14 protein-coding genes are annotated in these 16,937 nt (G+C 73.9%); 10 read left to right on the top strand and 4 right to left on the bottom strand.

Annotation, left to right across the window (positions count from 1 at the left end; all coding sequences use genetic code 11):
• Positions 1-649: 649 nt before the first annotated feature.
• A complete protein-coding gene (locus BSL84_RS13260; RefSeq protein WP_075970415.1) occupies positions 650-1,039 on the bottom strand; it encodes a hypothetical protein in 390 nt (129 codons plus the stop codon).
• Between the two features lie 142 nt (positions 1,040-1,181).
• Between BSL84_RS13260 and BSL84_RS13255 the strand changes: the two genes are divergently transcribed.
• Positions 1,182-2,024, top strand: a complete 843-nt coding sequence (locus BSL84_RS13255) for a MurR/RpiR family transcriptional regulator (protein ID WP_030030761.1) — start codon at positions 1,182-1,184, stop codon at positions 2,022-2,024.
• A gap of 3 nt (positions 2,025-2,027) precedes the next feature.
• Here the strand turns inward: BSL84_RS13255 and BSL84_RS13250 are convergent, their stop codons facing one another.
• Positions 2,028-3,182 (bottom strand): FAD-dependent monooxygenase, encoded by a 1,155-nt coding sequence (locus BSL84_RS13250; RefSeq protein WP_075970414.1) that lies wholly within the window; start codon positions 3,180-3,182, stop codon positions 2,028-2,030.
• Positions 3,183-3,301: 119 nt separating this feature from the next.
• On the opposite strand from BSL84_RS13250, the gene BSL84_RS13245 reads away from it, so the two are divergent.
• Positions 3,302-3,859, top strand: a complete 558-nt coding sequence (locus tag BSL84_RS13245; protein WP_030030759.1) for a TetR family transcriptional regulator — start codon at positions 3,302-3,304, stop codon at positions 3,857-3,859.
• Positions 3,860-3,873: 14 nt separating this feature from the next.
• Here BSL84_RS13245 and BSL84_RS13240 read toward each other — a convergent pair whose 3' ends face one another.
• Entirely contained in the window at positions 3,874-5,226 is a 1,353-nt protein-coding gene (locus tag BSL84_RS13240) for a diaminopimelate decarboxylase (protein ID WP_075972077.1), read from the bottom strand.
• A 106-nt stretch (positions 5,227-5,332) separates the two neighbouring features.
• Between BSL84_RS13240 and hutU the strand changes: the two genes are divergently transcribed.
• From hutU to BSL84_RS36060, 8 genes are all read left to right on the top strand, one after another.
• Positions 5,333-6,997: a urocanate hydratase gene (gene hutU, locus BSL84_RS13235; RefSeq protein WP_030029125.1), complete on the top strand. Its 1,665-nt coding sequence runs from the start codon at positions 5,333-5,335 to the stop codon at positions 6,995-6,997.
• Positions 6,998-7,065: 68 nt separating this feature from the next.
• A complete protein-coding gene (locus BSL84_RS13230; RefSeq protein ID WP_030029123.1) occupies positions 7,066-8,256 on the top strand; it encodes an allantoate amidohydrolase in 1,191 nt (396 codons plus the stop codon).
• Positions 8,247-9,587: a formimidoylglutamate deiminase gene (locus tag BSL84_RS13225; protein WP_045324282.1), complete on the top strand. Its 1,341-nt coding sequence runs from the start codon at positions 8,247-8,249 to the stop codon at positions 9,585-9,587. The genes BSL84_RS13230 and BSL84_RS13225 overlap by 10 nt, the downstream gene beginning before the upstream one ends.
• 161 nt (positions 9,588-9,748) lie before the next feature.
• Positions 9,749-10,927, top strand: coding sequence for an imidazolonepropionase (gene hutI / locus BSL84_RS13220; protein WP_075970413.1), 1,179 nt, complete (start codon positions 9,749-9,751; stop codon positions 10,925-10,927).
• A gap of 113 nt (positions 10,928-11,040) precedes the next feature.
• Entirely contained in the window at positions 11,041-11,727 is a 687-nt protein-coding gene (locus BSL84_RS13215) for an LPXTG cell wall anchor domain-containing protein (RefSeq protein WP_045324278.1), read from the top strand.
• A gap of 16 nt (positions 11,728-11,743) precedes the next feature.
• Complete coding sequence (locus tag BSL84_RS13210; RefSeq protein WP_075970412.1) at positions 11,744-12,808, top strand: hypothetical protein; 1,065 nt, start codon at positions 11,744-11,746, stop codon at positions 12,806-12,808.
• Positions 12,809-12,876: 68 nt separating this feature from the next.
• Positions 12,877-13,971: a hypothetical protein gene (locus BSL84_RS13205; RefSeq protein WP_075972076.1), complete on the top strand. Its 1,095-nt coding sequence runs from the start codon at positions 12,877-12,879 to the stop codon at positions 13,969-13,971.
• Positions 13,968-15,287: a hypothetical protein gene (locus tag BSL84_RS36060; RefSeq protein ID WP_159393518.1), complete on the top strand. Its 1,320-nt coding sequence runs from the start codon at positions 13,968-13,970 to the stop codon at positions 15,285-15,287. The genes BSL84_RS13205 and BSL84_RS36060 overlap by 4 nt, the downstream gene beginning before the upstream one ends.
• Before the next feature lie 64 nt (positions 15,288-15,351).
• On the opposite strand, the gene BSL84_RS13195 is transcribed toward BSL84_RS36060, so the two are convergent.
• Positions 15,352-16,872, bottom strand: coding sequence for a peptide MFS transporter (locus BSL84_RS13195; protein WP_030030860.1), 1,521 nt, complete (start codon positions 16,870-16,872; stop codon positions 15,352-15,354).
• Positions 16,873-16,937: the final 65 nt, after the last annotated feature.

The raw sequence follows: 16,937 nt of genomic DNA, 5'->3' as shown, positions 1-16,937 counted from the left end.
CGGTACGGGCCGGACACGTAGCGGCAGCACGGCCTTAACACGGCTCCGGCACAGTGGTGGTCGTCGGCAGGGACCGGGAAACCGGCCCCGCCGACACCACCGACGGTGTTCGCGCACCCCCCGGAGCGGCTCCCGGAACACGCGAACACCACGGACGCGGACGGCCCTGACCCGGCCGTGTCCTCAGCGGGAACCGCCGTCGTCCCGCCCCTCGCCCACGAGGGTGCGGCGGTTCCCGCTTTTTTTGTGGCTCGGTTCGCCTCCGGGGCGCCTTTTGCCGGCTCGTGGGGTCGTGCGTGCTCGTAAACCGCTCGTTCCTCGCGGTTTCCTCCGCGCGCTCGCCCCCACTCCCCGGCGCGCCCCTTCGGCTCACTCGCGCTTTCTTTCGTGGCTCGGTTCGCCTCCGGGGCGCCTGTTGCCGGCTCGTGGGGTCGGGCGTGCTCGTAAACCGCTCGTTCCTCGCGGTTTCCTCCGCGCGCTCGTCCCCACTCCCCGGCGCGCCCCTTCGGCTCACTCGCGCTTTCTTTCGTGGCTCGGTTCGCCTCTGGGGCGCTTGTTGCCGGCTCGTGGGGTCGTGCGTGCAGCCTCGCCGGCGTTTGAGGCGCGGGGTGCGGGGCGGAGCCCCGGAGCGGTGCCGCAGGCGGGCGGGTCAGGCCGCTGGGTCCTCCGGGCGGGCGCGCCGCAGGCGGGTGGCGTGGATGAAGTTCACCCCCACGATGCCGGCCCAGGCCACCACCAGTCCCTTGAAGCCCGCCTGCGTGGCCGCGATGGCCGACAGCGGGATCGCCAGGACCAGCGTGATGATCGCGAAGCCGAAGAGTTCGCCGAAGTTGCCGTCCGCCGCGCCGGCAGCCGCGTACGGGCCCTCGCCGCGGGCAGCGGCCAGCCGCTCCTCCGCCAGCCGGCGCCGCAGCCGCGTGTCGATCTTCTCGACGAACGAGTCCACCAGCGCGGCCTCGTACTCCGGGCCCAGCTCCCGCCGGGCCTTCAACGTCGCGTCGAGTTCCTTCTTGAGCTCTGGGGTGTGGGCATCGTCCATGCCCCCACCGTAGGAAGCGCCGCAGGCCCCGGCACTGGGGCCAGCCCCCCTATCCGCATCGCGGGCACCGGCTTGCCCCGCTGCATAACCGCATGCAGAGTGCTCCGTGACTGAATAAACCACCGGGACGGAGGGGGACGGCATGAGCGACAGCCCGGCAGCGCGGCTCCAGGCGCTGTTCGAAGGGCACCGGCTGACGCCGACCCAGCGGCGGATCGCGCACTGCATGGTGCGCGGGGCGGCGGAGGTGCCGTTCCTGTCGAGCGTCGAGCTCGCCGACCTGGCCGGGGTGAGCCAGCCCTCCGTGACCCGGTTCGCCGTGGCGCTCGGCTTCGACGGCTATCCCGCCCTGCGCAGGCACCTGCGCGAGGTGGCACCCGCCGAGCGGGCCGCCGCCGTGCAGGAGGACTCGTACAACGAGTACCAGCAGGCCGTCCTCGGCGAGATCGAGAACCTGCGGCAGCTCGCCGAGATGCTCGCCGACCCCGCGCCGGTCGAGGAGGCCGGCCGGCTGCTCGCCGCCTCGAAGCCGCTGCCCGTGCTCGGGCTGCGGGCGGCATCCTCGCAGGCACGCGGCTTCGCCTACTTCGCGGCCAAGGTGCACCCCGACGTACGGCTCCTCGACGAAGGCGGCTCGATGATGGAGGACCGCATCGACGCGGCCCTCTACGAAGGGGCGACGGCGCTGCTGTGCTTCGCCCTGCCCCGGCACCCCCGCGAGGTCGTCGACACGCTGGAACGCGCACGCACGGCCGGCCTGACCGTGGTGACGGTCGCCGACTCGGCGTTCGCCCCGGTGGCCCGCCACTCCGACCTGCTGATCCCCGCCCCGGTCGGGACCGGACTGGCCTTCGACACGGCGTGCGCGCCGATGCTGCTGGGCCGGGTCCTGCTGGAGGCGATGGCGGACGCCCTGCCCGACGCCCAGGCCCGCCTGGAGGCCTTCGACACCCGCGCCGCCTCCCGCGGCCTGTTCGTGGAGTGAGCCTCAGCGGTACCTGAGCTCCGCCAGCTCCGTGGCGAGCCGGACGCGCAGTGCCGGGATACGCGCGAGGACGGGCAGCACGGCGTTGCGGACGGCGCGCAGCGCCCGGTTCCGGGTGGTCGCGACCCGGGTCATCCGATGCGTCAGGGCCACCACGCGCAGGGCGACGGGCCGGCGGGCGGCCTCGTAGGCGTCGAGATCGCCGGCGGCCAGGGCGCGCCCGAGGGCGTAGCCGTCCTGGATGCCGGTGTTCATGCCCTGCCCGCCGGCCGGGCTGTGCACGTGGGCGGCATCCCCGGCGAGGAGCAGCCGGCCCGCCCGGTAGCGGTCGGCGACGCGGTGGTGGATCCGGAAGCGCGAGGACCAGACGAGTTCGCGGACGGCCGCCTGGCCGGGAACGCGTTCGTCGAGCAGGCCGCGGACGAAGGCGAGGTCCGGTTCGGCGGGGGCCTCGGCGACCGTCGCGACGATCCGGTAGCGCCCGCCGGGGAGCGGGGCGATCACCACGAGCCCGGCGGTACCGAAGGCGAGCGACACCTCGCGGGGGCCCGGAGCCCAGTCCATGGCCACGTCGGCCAGGACGAAGGACTCGCCGTACGAGCCGCCCTCGAAGGCGATGCCGGCGGCCGCGCGGACCGCGCTGTGCATTCCGTCGGCCCCCACGACGTGCGCGGCACGCAGGGTCTCGCCAGTGGCGGTGGTGAGCGTGGCCCCTGCCGCGTCCTGGGCGACGGCTGTCACCTCGTACGGGCGGTGGACGTCCCCGCCGAGCGCCCGCAGACGGCGCAGGAGGACCGCCTCGGTCTCGTACTGGGGGACCATCAGCGCGTACGGGTGGGCCGTGGGCAGGCCGTCGAAGTCGACGGCCGCGAGCGGCCGGGCGCCGTCGCGGATGCCGAACCGGGAGACGGGGACGCCGCGGCCGACGAGGTCCGCGCTCAGCGCGCCGCTCGGGTCGAGCTCGTCGAAAACCTCCAGGGTGCGGGCGTGCACGACGGCGGCGCGGGAGGTGTTGGCGCCCTCCGCCTGCCGGTCGAGCAGTACGAAGTCGACGCCGGCCTCCGCCAGGGTCACGGCGAGGGCGAGGCCGGTCGGGCCCGCGCCGACCACGGCGACCTCGGTGCGGGCGGGGAGCGGAAGTGCGGCGGTGCTGGTCATGACGCCCTCCTCCAGATTGCCAACGGTTGTTGGCCAACGGCTGTTGACATCAGAGTGCGCCCGGCCGTCGAGGATGTCAACGGTTGTTGGCCAACAGATGTTGGCCTACGCTTGTTGGTATGACAGAGCGACGCTCCTCCGACCGGACCCGGGCCGCGATCCTGCGCGCCGCGCGCGAGCGGTTCGCCGCCCAGGGGTACGAACGCACCACCATCCGGGCGGTCGCCGCGGACGCGGACATCGACCCGTCGATGGTCATGCGGTACTTCGGCAGCAAGGAGCGGCTCTTCGACGCCGCCCTGGCCGTGGACCTGCGGCTGCCCGACCTCGGGGCGGTGCCGGCCGGCGACCTCCCCGCAGCCCTCGTGCGCCACTTCGTGGACCGGTGGGAGGGCGACCCGGCCGACGACACCCTGCTGGTGCTGCTGCGCTCGGCGGTCACCAACGAGCAGGCCGCGGCCCGGATGCGGGAGGTGTTCGCGGCGCAGGTCGCCCCCGCGCTGGCGGCGGCCCTCGGCCCGGAGCGGGCGGCCCGCACGGCCGGCCTGGTCTCCACCCAGCTGCTGGGCGTGGCCCTGACCCGCTACCTGCTGCGCCTGCCCGCCGTCACCGCGCTGACCCCGGACGACCTGGTCGCGGGCCTGGCCCCGGCCCTGGCGGCCATCCTGGCCGGCTGAGCGGGCGCCACCGCTCAGAGCAGCGCGTCGGCGTGGGCGCCGCCCGCCTCCGCCACGATGTCCGCGGCGGTCTGCGCCGGGCGGGCGAGGCTGAAGCGGACGCGGCCGTCCGGGGTCACCGTGTAGCCGTGGACCGCCGGGCGCGGCAGGCTGTTGTAGCCGTAGTGGGCCGTGAAGAAGTACGCGCCGGTGTCCGGTACGCCGATCAGGTCGCCAGGGGAGAGCGGCGGCAGCTCGCGGGCCGCGGCGAGCAGGTCCCCCGCGAAGCAGGCCGGGCCCGCGACGTCCTGGGCCACCGGGGCGCCGGTCTTCGGGGCGCCCTTCGCGTCGTACGGCAGGATCCGCACCGGCCAGGCGGCCGGGGCGTAGGCGGTGCGGGTCGCGAGCTGGACGCCGGCGTGGGTGAGGGCGATCGGCCGGGAGCCGCTGCTCTTGGTGTACTCGACCCGGGCCAGCACCAGCCCGTGCTCGGCCAGCAGTGAGCGGCCGAACTCGGTGACCAGGCCGTAGGAGCCGTCGAAGAGCGCCGGGACGGCCTCGCGCAGGGTGGACACGTACCGGGCGTACGTCGGGTCCGTCGCGTCCGAGGTGAAGTCGACGGGGAGCCCGCCGCCGATGTCGAGGGTGTCGATCCGGCGCTGCCCGGCCGCCGCGTTGATCTCCTCGGCCAGGGTGTGCAGTTCCCGCACGCCTTCCGCGATCAGTTCCAGGGGGACGCCCTGCGAGCCCGAGTGGATGTGCAGGCGGGTCAGCCACGGCCGGTCCAGGAAGGCCCGTACGAGCCACGCGCGCGCCCCCGGGTCGCGCAGGGCGACGCCGAACTTGGAGGTGGACGTGGCCGTGGACAGCGCGTCGATGGTGCCCGCGCCGGTCTGCGGGTTGATCCGGACGCCGATCGGGGACGCGGTCGGCGCCTGCGCGACGAGCCCGTCGAGGCGTTCCAGCTCCTGCCGGTTGTCGGCGTTGACGGCGATCCCCAGAGCCAGCGCCTCGCGCAGCTCGGCCGTCGTCTTGGCGGGGGAGTCCAGCACCGTCCGGCCAGCCGGCACCCCCGCCGCCCGCGCCAGGGCCAGCTCGCCGGGGCTCGCGACCTCGCAGCCGAGCCCGGCGGCCGCCAGCAGCCGCAGCACCGGGACGAGCGGGGCGGCCTTCACGGCGAAGGCGTGCAGGACGGGCGTGCCAGGGGCCAGGGCGGTCGCGAAGGCCGTGGTCAGAGCGGTGGCGGAGGCCCGGATCCCGTCGGTGTCCAGCAGGCAGACCAGGGGCGGCGCGGCGTCGGAGCCGCCCACCAGTCCCTGCTCGACGGCGGCCCGTACGACCAGGTCCCGGCGCGCGGCGACGTCCTCGCCCCACGTGTCTGCGGCCATGTCCGCCATCCCATCACCCGACGGCGCCGCCCGCAGCTGTTGACTGAATCTATTCAGGGCGCGAGGATGTGAATGGAATTACCAACATCGGAGGAGGCACCCCGCCATGTCAGGACCCCGCCCCGTACGCGCCGCGCGCGGCACCGAGCTCAGCGCCCTGGGATGGCAGCAGGAGGCCGCCCTGCGGATGCTCCAGAACAACCTCGACCCCGAGGTCGCCGAGCACCCCGACAAGCTCGTCGTCTACGGCGGCACCGGCAAGGCCGCCCGCGACTGGCGCTCGTACGACGCGATGGTCCGCACCCTGCAGACCCTCAAGCAGGACGAGACGATGCTCGTCCAGTCCGGCCGCCCCGTCGGCGTCATGCAGACCCACGAGTGGGCCCCGCGCGTCCTGCTGGCCAACTCCAACCTGGTCGGCGACTGGGCCAACTGGGAGGAGTTCCGCCGCCTGGAGCACCTCGGCCTGACCATGTACGGCCAGATGACCGCCGGCTCGTGGATCTACATCGGGACCCAGGGCATCCTCCAGGGCACCTACGAGACCTTCGCCGCCGTCGCCGCCAAGAAGTTCAACGGCACCCTCGCCGGCACGATCACCCTCACCGCCGGCCTCGGCGGCATGGGCGGCGCCCAGCCCCTCGCCGTCACCATGAACGACGGCGTCGCGATCTGCATCGACGTCGACCCGCGCGCCATCGACCGCCGCATCGAGCACCGCTACCTCGACGTCAAGGCCGACAACCTGCGCCACGCCCTCCAGCTGGCCGTCGAGGCACGAGACGCCCGCAAGCCGCTCTCCATCGGCCTCCTCGGCAACGCCGCCGACCTGCTCCCGCAGATGCTCGCCGAGGGCGCCCCGATCGACATCGTGACCGACCAGACTTCGGCGCACGACCCGCTCTCCTACCTGCCCGTCGGCGTCGACTTCGACGACATGGCCTCCTACGCGGCCAAGGACCCGGCCGGCTTCACCACGCGCGCCCGCGAGTCCATGGCCAGGCACGTCGAGGCCATGGTCGGCTTCATGGACGCCGGCGCCGAGGTCTTCGACTACGGCAACTCCATCCGCGGCGAGGCCCAGCTGGCCGGCTACGACCGCGCCTTCGCCTTCCCCGGCTTCGTCCCCGCCTACATCCGCCCGCTGTTCTGCGAGGGCAAGGGCCCCTTCCGCTGGGCCGCCCTGTCCGGCGAGGCCTCGGACATCCACAAGACCGACAAGGCGATGCTGGAGCTCTTCCCCGAGAACGAGTCCCTGCACCGCTGGATCAAGATGGCCGGCGAGCGCGTCCACTTCCAGGGCCTGCCCGCGCGCATCTGCTGGCTCGGCTACGGCGAGCGCGACAAGGCCGGCGAGCGCTTCAACGAGATGGTCGCCGACGGCACCCTCGCGGCCCCGCTCGCCATCGGCCGCGACCACCTCGACTGCGGCTCGGTCGCCTCCCCGTACCGCGAGACCGAGGCCATGCTCGACGGCTCCGACGCCATCGCCGACTGGCCGCTGCTCAACGCCATGGTCAACGTCGCCTCCGGCGCCTCCTGGGTCTCCATCCACCACGGCGGCGGCGTCGGCATGGGCCGCTCCATCCACGCGGGCCAGGTCACCGTCGCCGACGGCACCCCGCTGGCCGGCGAGAAGATCCGCCGCGTCCTCACCAACGACCCCGGCATGGGCGTCATCCGCCACGTCGACGCCGGCTACGACATCGCCGAGACGGTCGCCGACGAGCGCGGCGTCCGCGTCCCGATGCGCGAGGGCGACGACGCGTGAGCGAGGCCGAGTTCACCCCCGCGGCCGGACCGGCCGCGGGCCCCGGCGGGGCGCCGTCATTCCACGAGATGTGGGCCGAACTGGCGCCCGTCGGCCGCAACGCCGACACCGGCGGCTACCGCCGCTACGCCTGGAGCGGCGCCGACGCCGACTGCCGCACCTGGTTCCAGGAGCAGGCCGAGGCGCGCGGCCTCGCCTACGAGACCGACCGCAACGGCAACCAGTGGGCCTGGCTCGGCGACCCCCTCGCCGGGGACGCCGTGGTCACCGGCTCGCACCTGGACTCCGTCCCCGACGGCGGCGCCTTCGACGGCCCCCTCGGCGTCGTGTCCTCCTTCGCCGCCCTGGACGAACTGCGCAGGAGGGGAGCGGAGTTCTCCAGGCCGCTGGCCATCACCAACTTCGGTGACGAGGAAGGCGCCCGCTTCGGCCTCGCCTGCGTCGGCTCCCGGCTCACCGCCGGCCAGCTGACCAGGGAGAAAGCCCACGAGCTGCGCGACGCCGACGGCGTCAGCCTGCCCCAGGCCATGGAGGCCGCCGGATACGACCCCGACGCCATCGGCGCCGACCCCGAACGGCTCGCCCGCATCGGCGCCTTCGTCGAACTGCACGTCGAACAGGGCCGCGCCCTGGACCTGTCCGGCGACCGGGTCGGCATCGCCTCCGCGATCTGGCCGCACGGCCGCTGGCGGTTCGACTTCCGTGGCGAGGCCAACCACGCCGGCACCACCCGCCTCGTGGACCGGCGCGACCCCATGCTGACGTACGCGGCGACCGTGCTCGCGGCCCGCAGCGAAGCAGCCCTCGCCGGAGCCGTCGCCACCTTCGGGAAGATCTCCGTCGAGCCCAACGGGGTCAACGCCATCCCCTCGCTCGTACGCGGCTGGCTCGACTCCCGCGCCGCCGACCAGGCCACCCTCGACACGGTCGTCACCGCCATCGAGAAGGCCGCCCGCGAGCGCGCCGACCAGGACGGCATCGACCTCGACATCGTCCGGGAGTCCTTCACCCCGGTCGTCGAGTTCGAGCACGCCCTGCGCGACGAGATGAACCGCATCCTCGGCGGGTCCGTCCCCGTCCTGGGAACCGGGGCGGGACACGACGCCGGGATCCTCTCCGCCGCCGTCCCGACCGCGATGCTGTTCGTACGCAACCCGACCGGGGTCTCCCACTCCCCGCGCGAGTTCGCCGCCGAGGACGACTGCGTGGCCGGCGTCCTCGCCCTCGCCGACGTACTGGAAGGGCTGGCATGCCGCTGACGACGTACTGGCTGGAGCACGCCTGGCTCGGCACCCATGTCGAGCCGGGTGTCGCCCTGGAGACCGGCACCGACGGCCGGATCACCGCCCTGCGCACCGGCACCGACACCCCGCCGCCCGGCGCGGAGGTCCTGCGCGGCCTGACCCTGCCGGGCCTGGCCAACGCCCACAGCCACGCCTTCCACCGGGCGCTGCGCGGCTCCGTCCAGGTCGGCTCCGGCACCTTCTGGACCTGGCGCGAACTCATGTACCGGGCCGCCCAGAACCTCACCCCCGACAACTACTTCGCGCTCGCCCGCGCCGTGTACGCCGAGATGGCCCTGGCCGGCATCACGAACGTCGGCGAGTTCCACTACGTCCACCACGCGCCCGGCGGCACCCCGTACGCCGACCCCAACGCCATGGGCGAGGCCCTGATCGAGGCCGCCGCCTCGGCCGGCATCCGGATCACCCTCCTGGACACCGCCTACCTGTCCTCCGGCTTCGGCGAGGCCCCCAACGCCCACCAGCAGCGCTTCTCCGACGGCAGCGCCGACGCCTGGGCCGAACGCGTCAGCGCCCTCAAACCCCGCGAACACGCCCTGATCGGCGCGGCCGTGCACTCGGTACGGGCCGTACCCGCCGACCAGCTGGCCACCGTCGCCCGCTGGGCCGAGGAGCACCGGGCACCGCTGCACGTGCACCTGTCCGAGCAGACCGCCGAGAACGACGCCTGCCAGGCCGCCCACGGCCGCACCCCGACACAGCTGCTGGCCGACCACGGGGTGCTCGGCCCGCGCACCACCGGCGTCCACAACACGCACCTCACGGACACCGACATCGCCCTGCTCGGCGGCACCGGCACCGGCACCTGCATGTGCCCCACCACCGAACGCGACCTCGCCGACGGCATCGGCCCCGCCACCCGGCTCCAGCAGGCCGGCAGCTCCCTGTCGCTGGGCAGCGACAGCCACGCCGTCGTCGACCTGCTCGAAGAGGCCCGCGCGATGGAGCTGAACGAACGGCTGCGCAGCCGTACGCGCGGCCACTGGACGGCGAACGCGCTGCTCACCGCCGCCACCGCCGACGGACACGCGGCGCTCGGCCTCGCCGACGCGGGCCGCCTGGAGGCGGGCGCCCTCGCGGACTTCACCACCGTCGCCCTGGACTCCGTCCGCACGGCCGGCCCCCTGCCACGCCTGGGCGCCGAGACGGCCGTCTTCGCCGCCACCGCCGCCGACGTCCGCCACACGGTCGTCGCCGGCCGGCACGTGGTCCGCGACGGCCACCACACCCTGGTCGCCGACGTCCCGTCCGCCCTGTCCGAAGCGATCGCGGCCCTCCGCGCCTGACCCTGCCGCCTGCGGCGGGCTTTCCCCCACCCCGCCCCTTCCCGAAACCGGGCTCCGCCCGGACCCGGTCCTCAAACGCCGGACGGGCTGGAGAACCCAGCCTCGCCGGCGTTTGAGGCGCGGGGTCCGGGGCGGAGCCCCGGGGCTCTGAGAGGAACCCAGTGACCACCACGGCCATCACCAACATCGGCAGCCTCGTCACCAACGACCCCGCCGTCGGCGACGGCAGCCCCCTCGGCCTGATCGAGAACGCCGCCGTCGTCATCGACGCCGACAAGATCGCGTGGGTCGGCCCCGCCGCCCAGGTCCCGGCCGCGGACGAAAGCGTCGACGCGGCCGGCCGCGCCGTCATCCCCGGCTTCGTCGACAGCCACAGCCACCTCGTCTTCGCCGGCGACCGCACCCAGGAGTTCAACGCCCGGATGTCCGGCCGCGCCTACTCCGCCGGTGGCATCCGCACCACCGTGGCCGCCACCCGCGCCGCCTCCGACGCCGAGCTGGAGGCGAACCTCGTCCGCCACCTCGACGAGGCCCGCCGCCAGGGCACCACCACCTTCGAGACCAAGTCCGGCTACGGCCTCACCGTCGCCGACGAGGCCCGCGCCCTGCGCATCGCCTCCGCGCACACCGACGAGGTCACCTACCTCGGCGCGCACATCGTCTCCCCGGACTACGCCGAGGACCCGGCCGGCTACGTCGACCTCGTCACCGGCGAGATGCTGACCGCCTGCGCCCCGTACGCCCGCTGGGTCGACGTCTTCTGCGAGAAGGGCGCCTTCGACGGCGACCAGGCCCGCGCGATCCTCACCGCCGGCGCCGCCGCCGGGCTGATCCCGCGCGTCCACGCCAACCAGCTCTCCCACGGCCCCGGCGTGCAGCTCGCCGTCGAGCTGGAGGCCGCCTCCGCCGACCACTGCACCCACCTCACCGACGCCGACGTCGACGCCCTCGCCCAGGCCGCGGCCACCACCGTCGCCACCCTGCTGCCCGGCGCCGAGTTCTCCACCCGCGCCCAGTGGCCCGACGCCCGGCGCCTGATCGACGCGGGCGCCACCGTCGCCCTGTCCACCGACTGCAATCCCGGCTCCTCCTACACGAGCTCCATGCCGTTCTGCATCGCGCTCGCCGTCCGCGACATGCGGATGACCCCCGACGAGGCCCTGTGGTCGGCCACCGCCGGCGGCGCCCGTGCCCTGCGCCGCGCGGACATCGGCGTGGTGGCCCCGGGAGCCCGCGCCGACCTGGCCCTGCTGGACGCCCCCAGCCACGTCCACCTGGCCTACCGGCCGGGCGTACCGCTCGTCTCCGCGGTGTGGCGCGAGGGCGTCCGCGCCCACTGACGAACGGTCGATCCGGGCCCGTCCTTCGTCTTCCCTCCTCAAGGCCCCGGGCGTACCTTGAGCCACCGATCTGATGTGCCGTCAGTTGTCAGTGGCCCGAGGGGAAGACGAAGGTGTCCGACCGCAAACGCTCCACCGCGCTCGCGCTGGCCTCCGCGCTGGCCGGATCGGCGGTGCTGCTCACCGCCCCCACAGCCCACGCCGCCGTCGTCGACGTGGCCTACGACTGCAAGACCCCGATCGGGGACAAGTCGGCCGTGTCACCCATCGACATCAAGGCCGTCAAGCAGGGCGACGGCTACAAGCTGACCATGTCCTTCCAGAAGGGCGTCTCCTCCAGCCCCATCGAGCTGGGCAAGGGCGCCATGAGCCCCAGTGCCGTCATCGTGGTCGGCGGCGCCGAGAAGGTGTCCGTACCGGTGTCCGGCCCGTCCAACCCCGAGGCGATACCGCCCGACACCCCCATCAGGATCACCGACCTCTCGGGGACCTACACCCCCCGCAAGAGCGGCAAGGCCACCTTCACCGCCGGGGTGCTCACCATCAAGGCGATGGGCACCACGACCACCTGCACCCCCGGCAACAACCCGGGACCCTCGCTGGAACTGGACGTCACCGCGGCCGGCGGGGGCGGCGGGACGGGCGCGCAGGCCGGCGGAGAGCCCGCCGCCGACACCCTCCCGCAGACCGGACCAGCCGACTCCGCCCTCGCCCTCGGCACCCTCGGCGCCACCGTGATGCTCACCGGCGCGGCCGGCGTGCTCTGGCTGACCCGGCGCGGCCGGCGGGCCCGGTCCTGACGGGAGCACCCCGGCCATGCCCGTGCTCCACACCCGCAGGCGCGCCCTCCGCCTCCTCCTGGTCCTGCTCGCCGCAGCCGCGCTGCACCCGGCCCCCGCCGGCCCGGCGGCCGCCGACGAGCCGGGCTGGACCGCCGAACCCGCCGCCGGAGCGGCCGCCGCCCGCCCGTACTTCTACCTGGAGGGCGCCCCCGCCGCCGTGCTGGAGGACCGCCTCGCCCTGACCAACACCACCGACCGGGAACGCACGGTCACCCTGCGCGGGGCCGACGCCGACGACCCCGCCGACGCCGACGACCCCGCCGACGCCGACGACCCCGCCGACGCCGACGACCCCGCCGACGCCCACGACACCGCCGACGCCCACGACACCGCCGACGGCGCCGGTTCCTGGTTCAGCTTCGGTGCCGGGGCCACCGTGACGATCCCGCCCCGCACCCGCGCCGTGGTCCCCTTCACCGTCACCGTGCCGCCCGCGTCGCCGCCCGGCGACCACCCCGCCGCCGTGATCGCCGCCGAAGACGGCCGGGAAGTGGGCGTACGGGTCCACCTGCGGGTCAGCGGCCCCACCCTGGCTGCCCTCACCGTCGAGGACGTCGCCGTACGGGGCCGGGGCGCGGCCGCGGTCGTCGCGTACACCCTCGTCAACCGCGGCAACGTCACCCTCGCCCCCGAGCTGGACATCCGCGCCGAAGGCGCCTTCGGTGCGGTCCCAGGCCCCGGCCCGCGGGCCGCCCCGGTAGAACTGCTCCCCGGGCAGCGGGTCGAGCTGACCGAGCCCTGGCCCGGCGCCCCGGCCCTGGACCGGGTCCGCGTCACGGTCACCGCGACCGCGCCCGGCGGCGCCCGGGCCACCGCGACCGCCTCCGCCTGGTGCGTGCCGTGGCGGGCGGCCGGCCGGACGGGCCTCGGGCTGCTGGGCCTCGGCGGGACCGCGCTCGGCGCGCTGCTCCTCGTACGGGGCCGGCGCCCGCGGCGGGAACCGGCGGACGACGGCGCCCGCGGCGGACCCCCGGCGGCGTCCGGAAAGGCGAACCCCGCACCCGCACCCGAACACGAACTGACGGGAGCCTCCAGGTGAGCGCCAAGGTCGGCGGCACAACCGGCGCCGGAGCCGGCCGCACAGCCGCAGGCACGGGCAGGGCCACGGTGCGCGGCGCGCTCGGCGCGCTCGACCGCACCGCCCGGGCCCTCCTGGCGGGGCTGGCGGCGTGCGCCCTCGCGCTCCTGCCCGCTGTCCCCTCCGCCGCGGACGAGGTCAAACCGGCCGTGGCGCTCTCCCTCCAGGAGGCCGCCAAGGGCACCGAGCTCACCGTCACGGGCACCGGCTGGCGGCCCAGGACCCTGGTGATGCTCCTGGTGTGCGGGCAGAACATGATCGGCGGCACCAACAGCTGCGCCAACGCCGACGGGGCGGCGGTCTCCGTCGCCGAGGACGGGCGCTTCACCGCCCGGCTGCCCGTCGCCGCACCGCCGAAGCCCTGCCCCTGCGTCGTCAACGTCACCTCCGTCAACGGCGACCGGTCCACCGTCGCCGCCGCCTTGAAGATCACCGATCATCCGGTGGCCGAACTGCCCGCCGAATCCGGCACCGGCCGCCTCGCGATGCTCACCGGGGTCCGGCTGGAGGGGGACGACGGGGTGCTGACCTGGTTCGGCGCGCCGCCCGCCCGGAAGTTCAGGGCCACCGTCGGAAACCTCGGCACGGCCCCCGTCAAGGACCCCGTCTTCCAGCTCGGCACCGCCCACGGCGTGTTCGCCCCGCTGTGGGAGGAGGCCCGCTGGAAGGGCACCATCCCACCCGGCGGCAAGGCGGAGATCGCACTCGACGTGACCCTCCCCGGGGGCGCCCACGGCGACTACACGGTCTCCCTCAAGTACGGCGAGACCGTCCTGGCCACCCAGCCCTGGGGCGTGGCCCGCCCGTACGGGGTCCTGCTGTTCTGGGGCCTGCTCCTGGTGGTGGTCCCGGCCGCCCTCTTCCGTACCGGCATGGCCGTCGTCGACAGGGTCCGGCCGCGCACCGGGCACGGCGCCGGCCGCCACCGCGGCCGGCGGCCCGCCGAAGCCGAGGCCGCCGTGACGGCCCGGCTGCCCGGGCCGGGCTCCGCCGGGAGCCCGGCGCGGCCCCCCGAGACCACCACGGCGGTCCTGCCGTGGTTCACCCCGGACAGCGCGCCGGAGACAGCACCGCAGACGTCCGCACCGTCTGAGAACCGTTCGACGACGAAGGGACCATCGTGAAGAACCGACGGAGGGTGAGCGCGGCCCTGGTCGCGCTGCTGCTCGGCGGCGCGGGCCTCGCCATCACGGCTCCTACCGCCCAGGCCGCCGAGGCCACGTTCAAGGTCAGGTGCGTGCCGCCGGCCGGCGGCGGCTCCCCGGTGGAGGGCGAAACCACCGCCAGGGTCACCGCGCCGGCCACGGCCAAGGTCGGCGACGAGGTCGAGGTGTCCTGGGAGACGGTCAAGCCGGCCTCGAACAACACCGACCTGATGGACATCCCGCAGGACTCCGTCCAGCCCACCGGCTGGATCACGGTCGGGGGCGGGGGCGGGGAGCTGAAGGTCGTCGGGGAGAAGAAGAACCCGCCGATCCCCAAGAAGGCACCCATGCGGATGTCCACGATGAAGGGCAAGCTGAAGCTCACCAAGGCCGGCAAGGTCAGCCTGACGCCCGGCAAGTACGACGTCGCCGTCTCCTTCCCCTTCGGCACCTTCGTCACCAAGTGCGCCCCGGTCGGAGAGGTCAAGGGCGGCGCCGTCATCGACGTCACGGCCGGATCCAGCGGCGGCACCACCACGGGCGGTACGACGACGGGTGGCACCACCAGCGGCGGTACGGCGACCGGCGGCACGGCGACCGGGGGCGCCGGCGGCTCCACCACCACCTCGGGCGGCAGCGGCAGCGGGGGCGGAGGAGGCCAGAGCGACTTCCCGGGCAAGGCGGTCGAGGTGTCCTTCGACTGCGGCGCGGTCGTCCCGGGCGGCATCAAGACCCCGGTCACGATCAACGCGAAGAAGAACGGCGGCAGCTACGACCTCACCGTCAAGACCGCCAAGGGCGCGATGGCCGCCCCGATGGCGCTGCCCGCCGGAGCCCTCAAGCCCTCGATGGACGTGAAGCTCGGCGGCGCGGACAGCGGCACGGTCAAGGTCTCCGGCCCGGCCAACGCCGAGCCGATCCCGGACAAGGCCCCGGTCAGCCTCAGCGACATGACCGGCACCTACAAGCCCGGCAAGTCCGGCAAGGTGACGCTCAGTCCGGACCAGCTGACGATCGACGTCACCATGGCGCCCGGCTCCACCCCGATCAACGTCCCCTGCAAGGCGACCAGCAGCGGCGTCTCGCTGGAACTGGACACCACCGCCCAGCCGGGCGGCTCCGGCTCCCCGACCACCACCGGCGGCAGCACCACCTCGGGCGGCCTCGCCGATACCGGTGCGGAGGACGGGGGCGGCGTCAAGGCCCTCGCCCTCGTCGCCGGCACGGTGATCCTGCTCGGCGGCGCGGTGTTCACCTTCACGCCGTGGCGCCGCCTGCGCGGCACCAGGCGCTGACACGCGGGCGGCCCGGCACACCATCCGGTGTGCCGGGCCGCTGCCTACCACGGGGCGGGACGCGTCAGTTGACGTCGCCCATCAGCGCGTTGACCTTCTTGCGGTACATGAAGATCGCGCCACCGGCGGCGACGGCGGCGAACGCCTGGAAGAGGATCACGCCGACGCCGTTCATCCGGACCTCCGCCAGACCGAGCAGACCGGTCACGCAGTCACCGGCGGTGACGGCCAGGAACCAGACGCCCATCATCTGCGAGGCGTACTTCTGCGGCGCCATCTTCGTCGTGACCGACAGGCCGACGGGGGAGAGGCACAGCTCGGCGATGGTGTGCATCAGGAAGATGAGCACCAGCCACCACATGGTGACCTTGGTGTCGTTGCCGGCGGTCTGGCTCAGCGGAATGGCGAAGACGAAGAACGAGGCACCGACGATGACCAGGGCCACCGAGAACTTCACGATGGTGCTGGGCTCGCGGTTGCGGCGGGCCAGCGCCACCCACGCGGCGGCGAAGACCGGGGCCAGGGCCACCACGAAGAGCGGGTTCAGCGACTGGAAGATGGTGGTGGGGACTTCCCAGCCGAACAGGGCCCGCTCGGAGTTCTTGTCACCGAACAGCGAGAGCGTCGAACCGCCCTGGTCGTAGATCATCCAGAAGACGGCGGCGGCCACGAAGAACCAGATGTAGGCACTCATCCGGGTCTGCTCGACGGAGGACAGGTCCTTGTCCCGCTTGATCCGGACGAGGACGGCCACCGGGATGATCAGACCGGCGATGGTGATCGGGTACAGCGCCCACTTGATGGTGAACATGTCCGCCGCGACCACGGCGCCGTAGAAGACGGCGACGACGGCCAGGACGGCGACGACCTTGGTGATCACGGCCTTGCGCTCGGCGGCGCTCAGCGGGTTCGGGACCAGGCTGCTCTTCGGGCTCAGCGTGCGGCCCGCGAGCAGGAAGATCGCGAGGCCGATGCCCATGCCCACGGCGGCCAGCGCGAAGCCGAGGTGCCAGTTCACCAGCTCGCCGACCATGCCGATGCCGATCGGGGCGAGGAGGGCACCCACGTTGATGCCGATGTAGAAGATCGTGAAGCCGCTGTCACGGCGCGGGTCGTCCGCGTCCTTGTACAGGTGGCCGACCATCGTGGAGATGTTGGCCTTCAGCAGACCGGAGCCGACCGCGACCAGCAGCAGACCGAGGAAGAACGCGAGCTGGCCGGGGACGGCCAGCGCCACGTGGCCCGCCATGATGACGAAGCTCGCGATGGCGACCGTCTTGCGGGCGCCCCAGACACGGTCGCCGAACCAGCCGCCGGGCATGGCCATGAGGTAGACCATGGCCACGTAGACGGAGTAGATCGCCGTGGCCGTCGCGGCGGTGAAGCCGAGACCGCCGCCCTGGCTGCCGGTCGCGGCGTCAACGCCGCCGGAGACCAGGTACAGGACGAGAAGCGCACGCATGCCGTAGTAGGAGAAGCGCTCCCACATCTCGGTCAGGAACAGCGTGGCCAGGCCGATCGGGTGGCCGAGGACGGTCTTCTCGTGAGCGGGGCTCGGCGAGGCCGTCGTCAGGCTGGAAGCCATGGTCGATCCTTGCTTGCTCGGGACGCTTCGGCTTTGTGAGCCCATCCGCGCCCGGTGGGGGGTGG

The organism is Streptomyces sp. TN58 (genome assembly GCF_001941845.1).
In the GTDB taxonomy this organism is placed as follows: Bacteria; Actinomycetota; Actinomycetes; order Streptomycetales; family Streptomycetaceae; genus Streptomyces.
Note: the sequence above shows the minus strand (reverse complement) of the source record. Positions and strands in the feature narration are given on the sequence as shown.

Excerpts from the sequence above, each read along its gene's own strand:
- BSL84_RS13250 (WP_075970414.1), bottom strand. The coding sequence starts at position 3,182 with ATGACCAGCACCGCCGCACTTCCGCTCCCCGCCCGCACCGAGGTCGCC.
- BSL84_RS13210 (WP_075970412.1), top strand. The coding sequence starts at position 11,744 with ATGCCCGTGCTCCACACCCGCAGGCGCGCCCTCCGCCTCCTCCTGGTC.
- hutU (WP_030029125.1), top strand. The coding sequence starts at position 5,333 with ATGTCAGGACCCCGCCCCGTACGCGCCGCGCGCGGCACCGAGCTCAGC.
- BSL84_RS13255 (WP_030030761.1), top strand. The coding sequence starts at position 1,182 with ATGAGCGACAGCCCGGCAGCGCGGCTCCAGGCGCTGTTCGAAGGGCAC.
- BSL84_RS13260 (WP_075970415.1), bottom strand. The coding sequence starts at position 1,039 with ATGGACGATGCCCACACCCCAGAGCTCAAGAAGGAACTCGACGCGACG.
- BSL84_RS13245 (WP_030030759.1), top strand. The coding sequence starts at position 3,302 with ATGACAGAGCGACGCTCCTCCGACCGGACCCGGGCCGCGATCCTGCGC.
- BSL84_RS13225 (WP_045324282.1), top strand. The coding sequence starts at position 8,247 with ATGCCGCTGACGACGTACTGGCTGGAGCACGCCTGGCTCGGCACCCAT.
- BSL84_RS13230 (WP_030029123.1), top strand. The coding sequence starts at position 7,066 with ATGTGGGCCGAACTGGCGCCCGTCGGCCGCAACGCCGACACCGGCGGC.
- BSL84_RS13195 (WP_030030860.1), bottom strand. The coding sequence starts at position 16,872 with ATGGCTTCCAGCCTGACGACGGCCTCGCCGAGCCCCGCTCACGAGAAG.
- BSL84_RS13240 (WP_075972077.1), bottom strand. The coding sequence starts at position 5,226 with ATGGCCGCAGACACGTGGGGCGAGGACGTCGCCGCGCGCCGGGACCTG.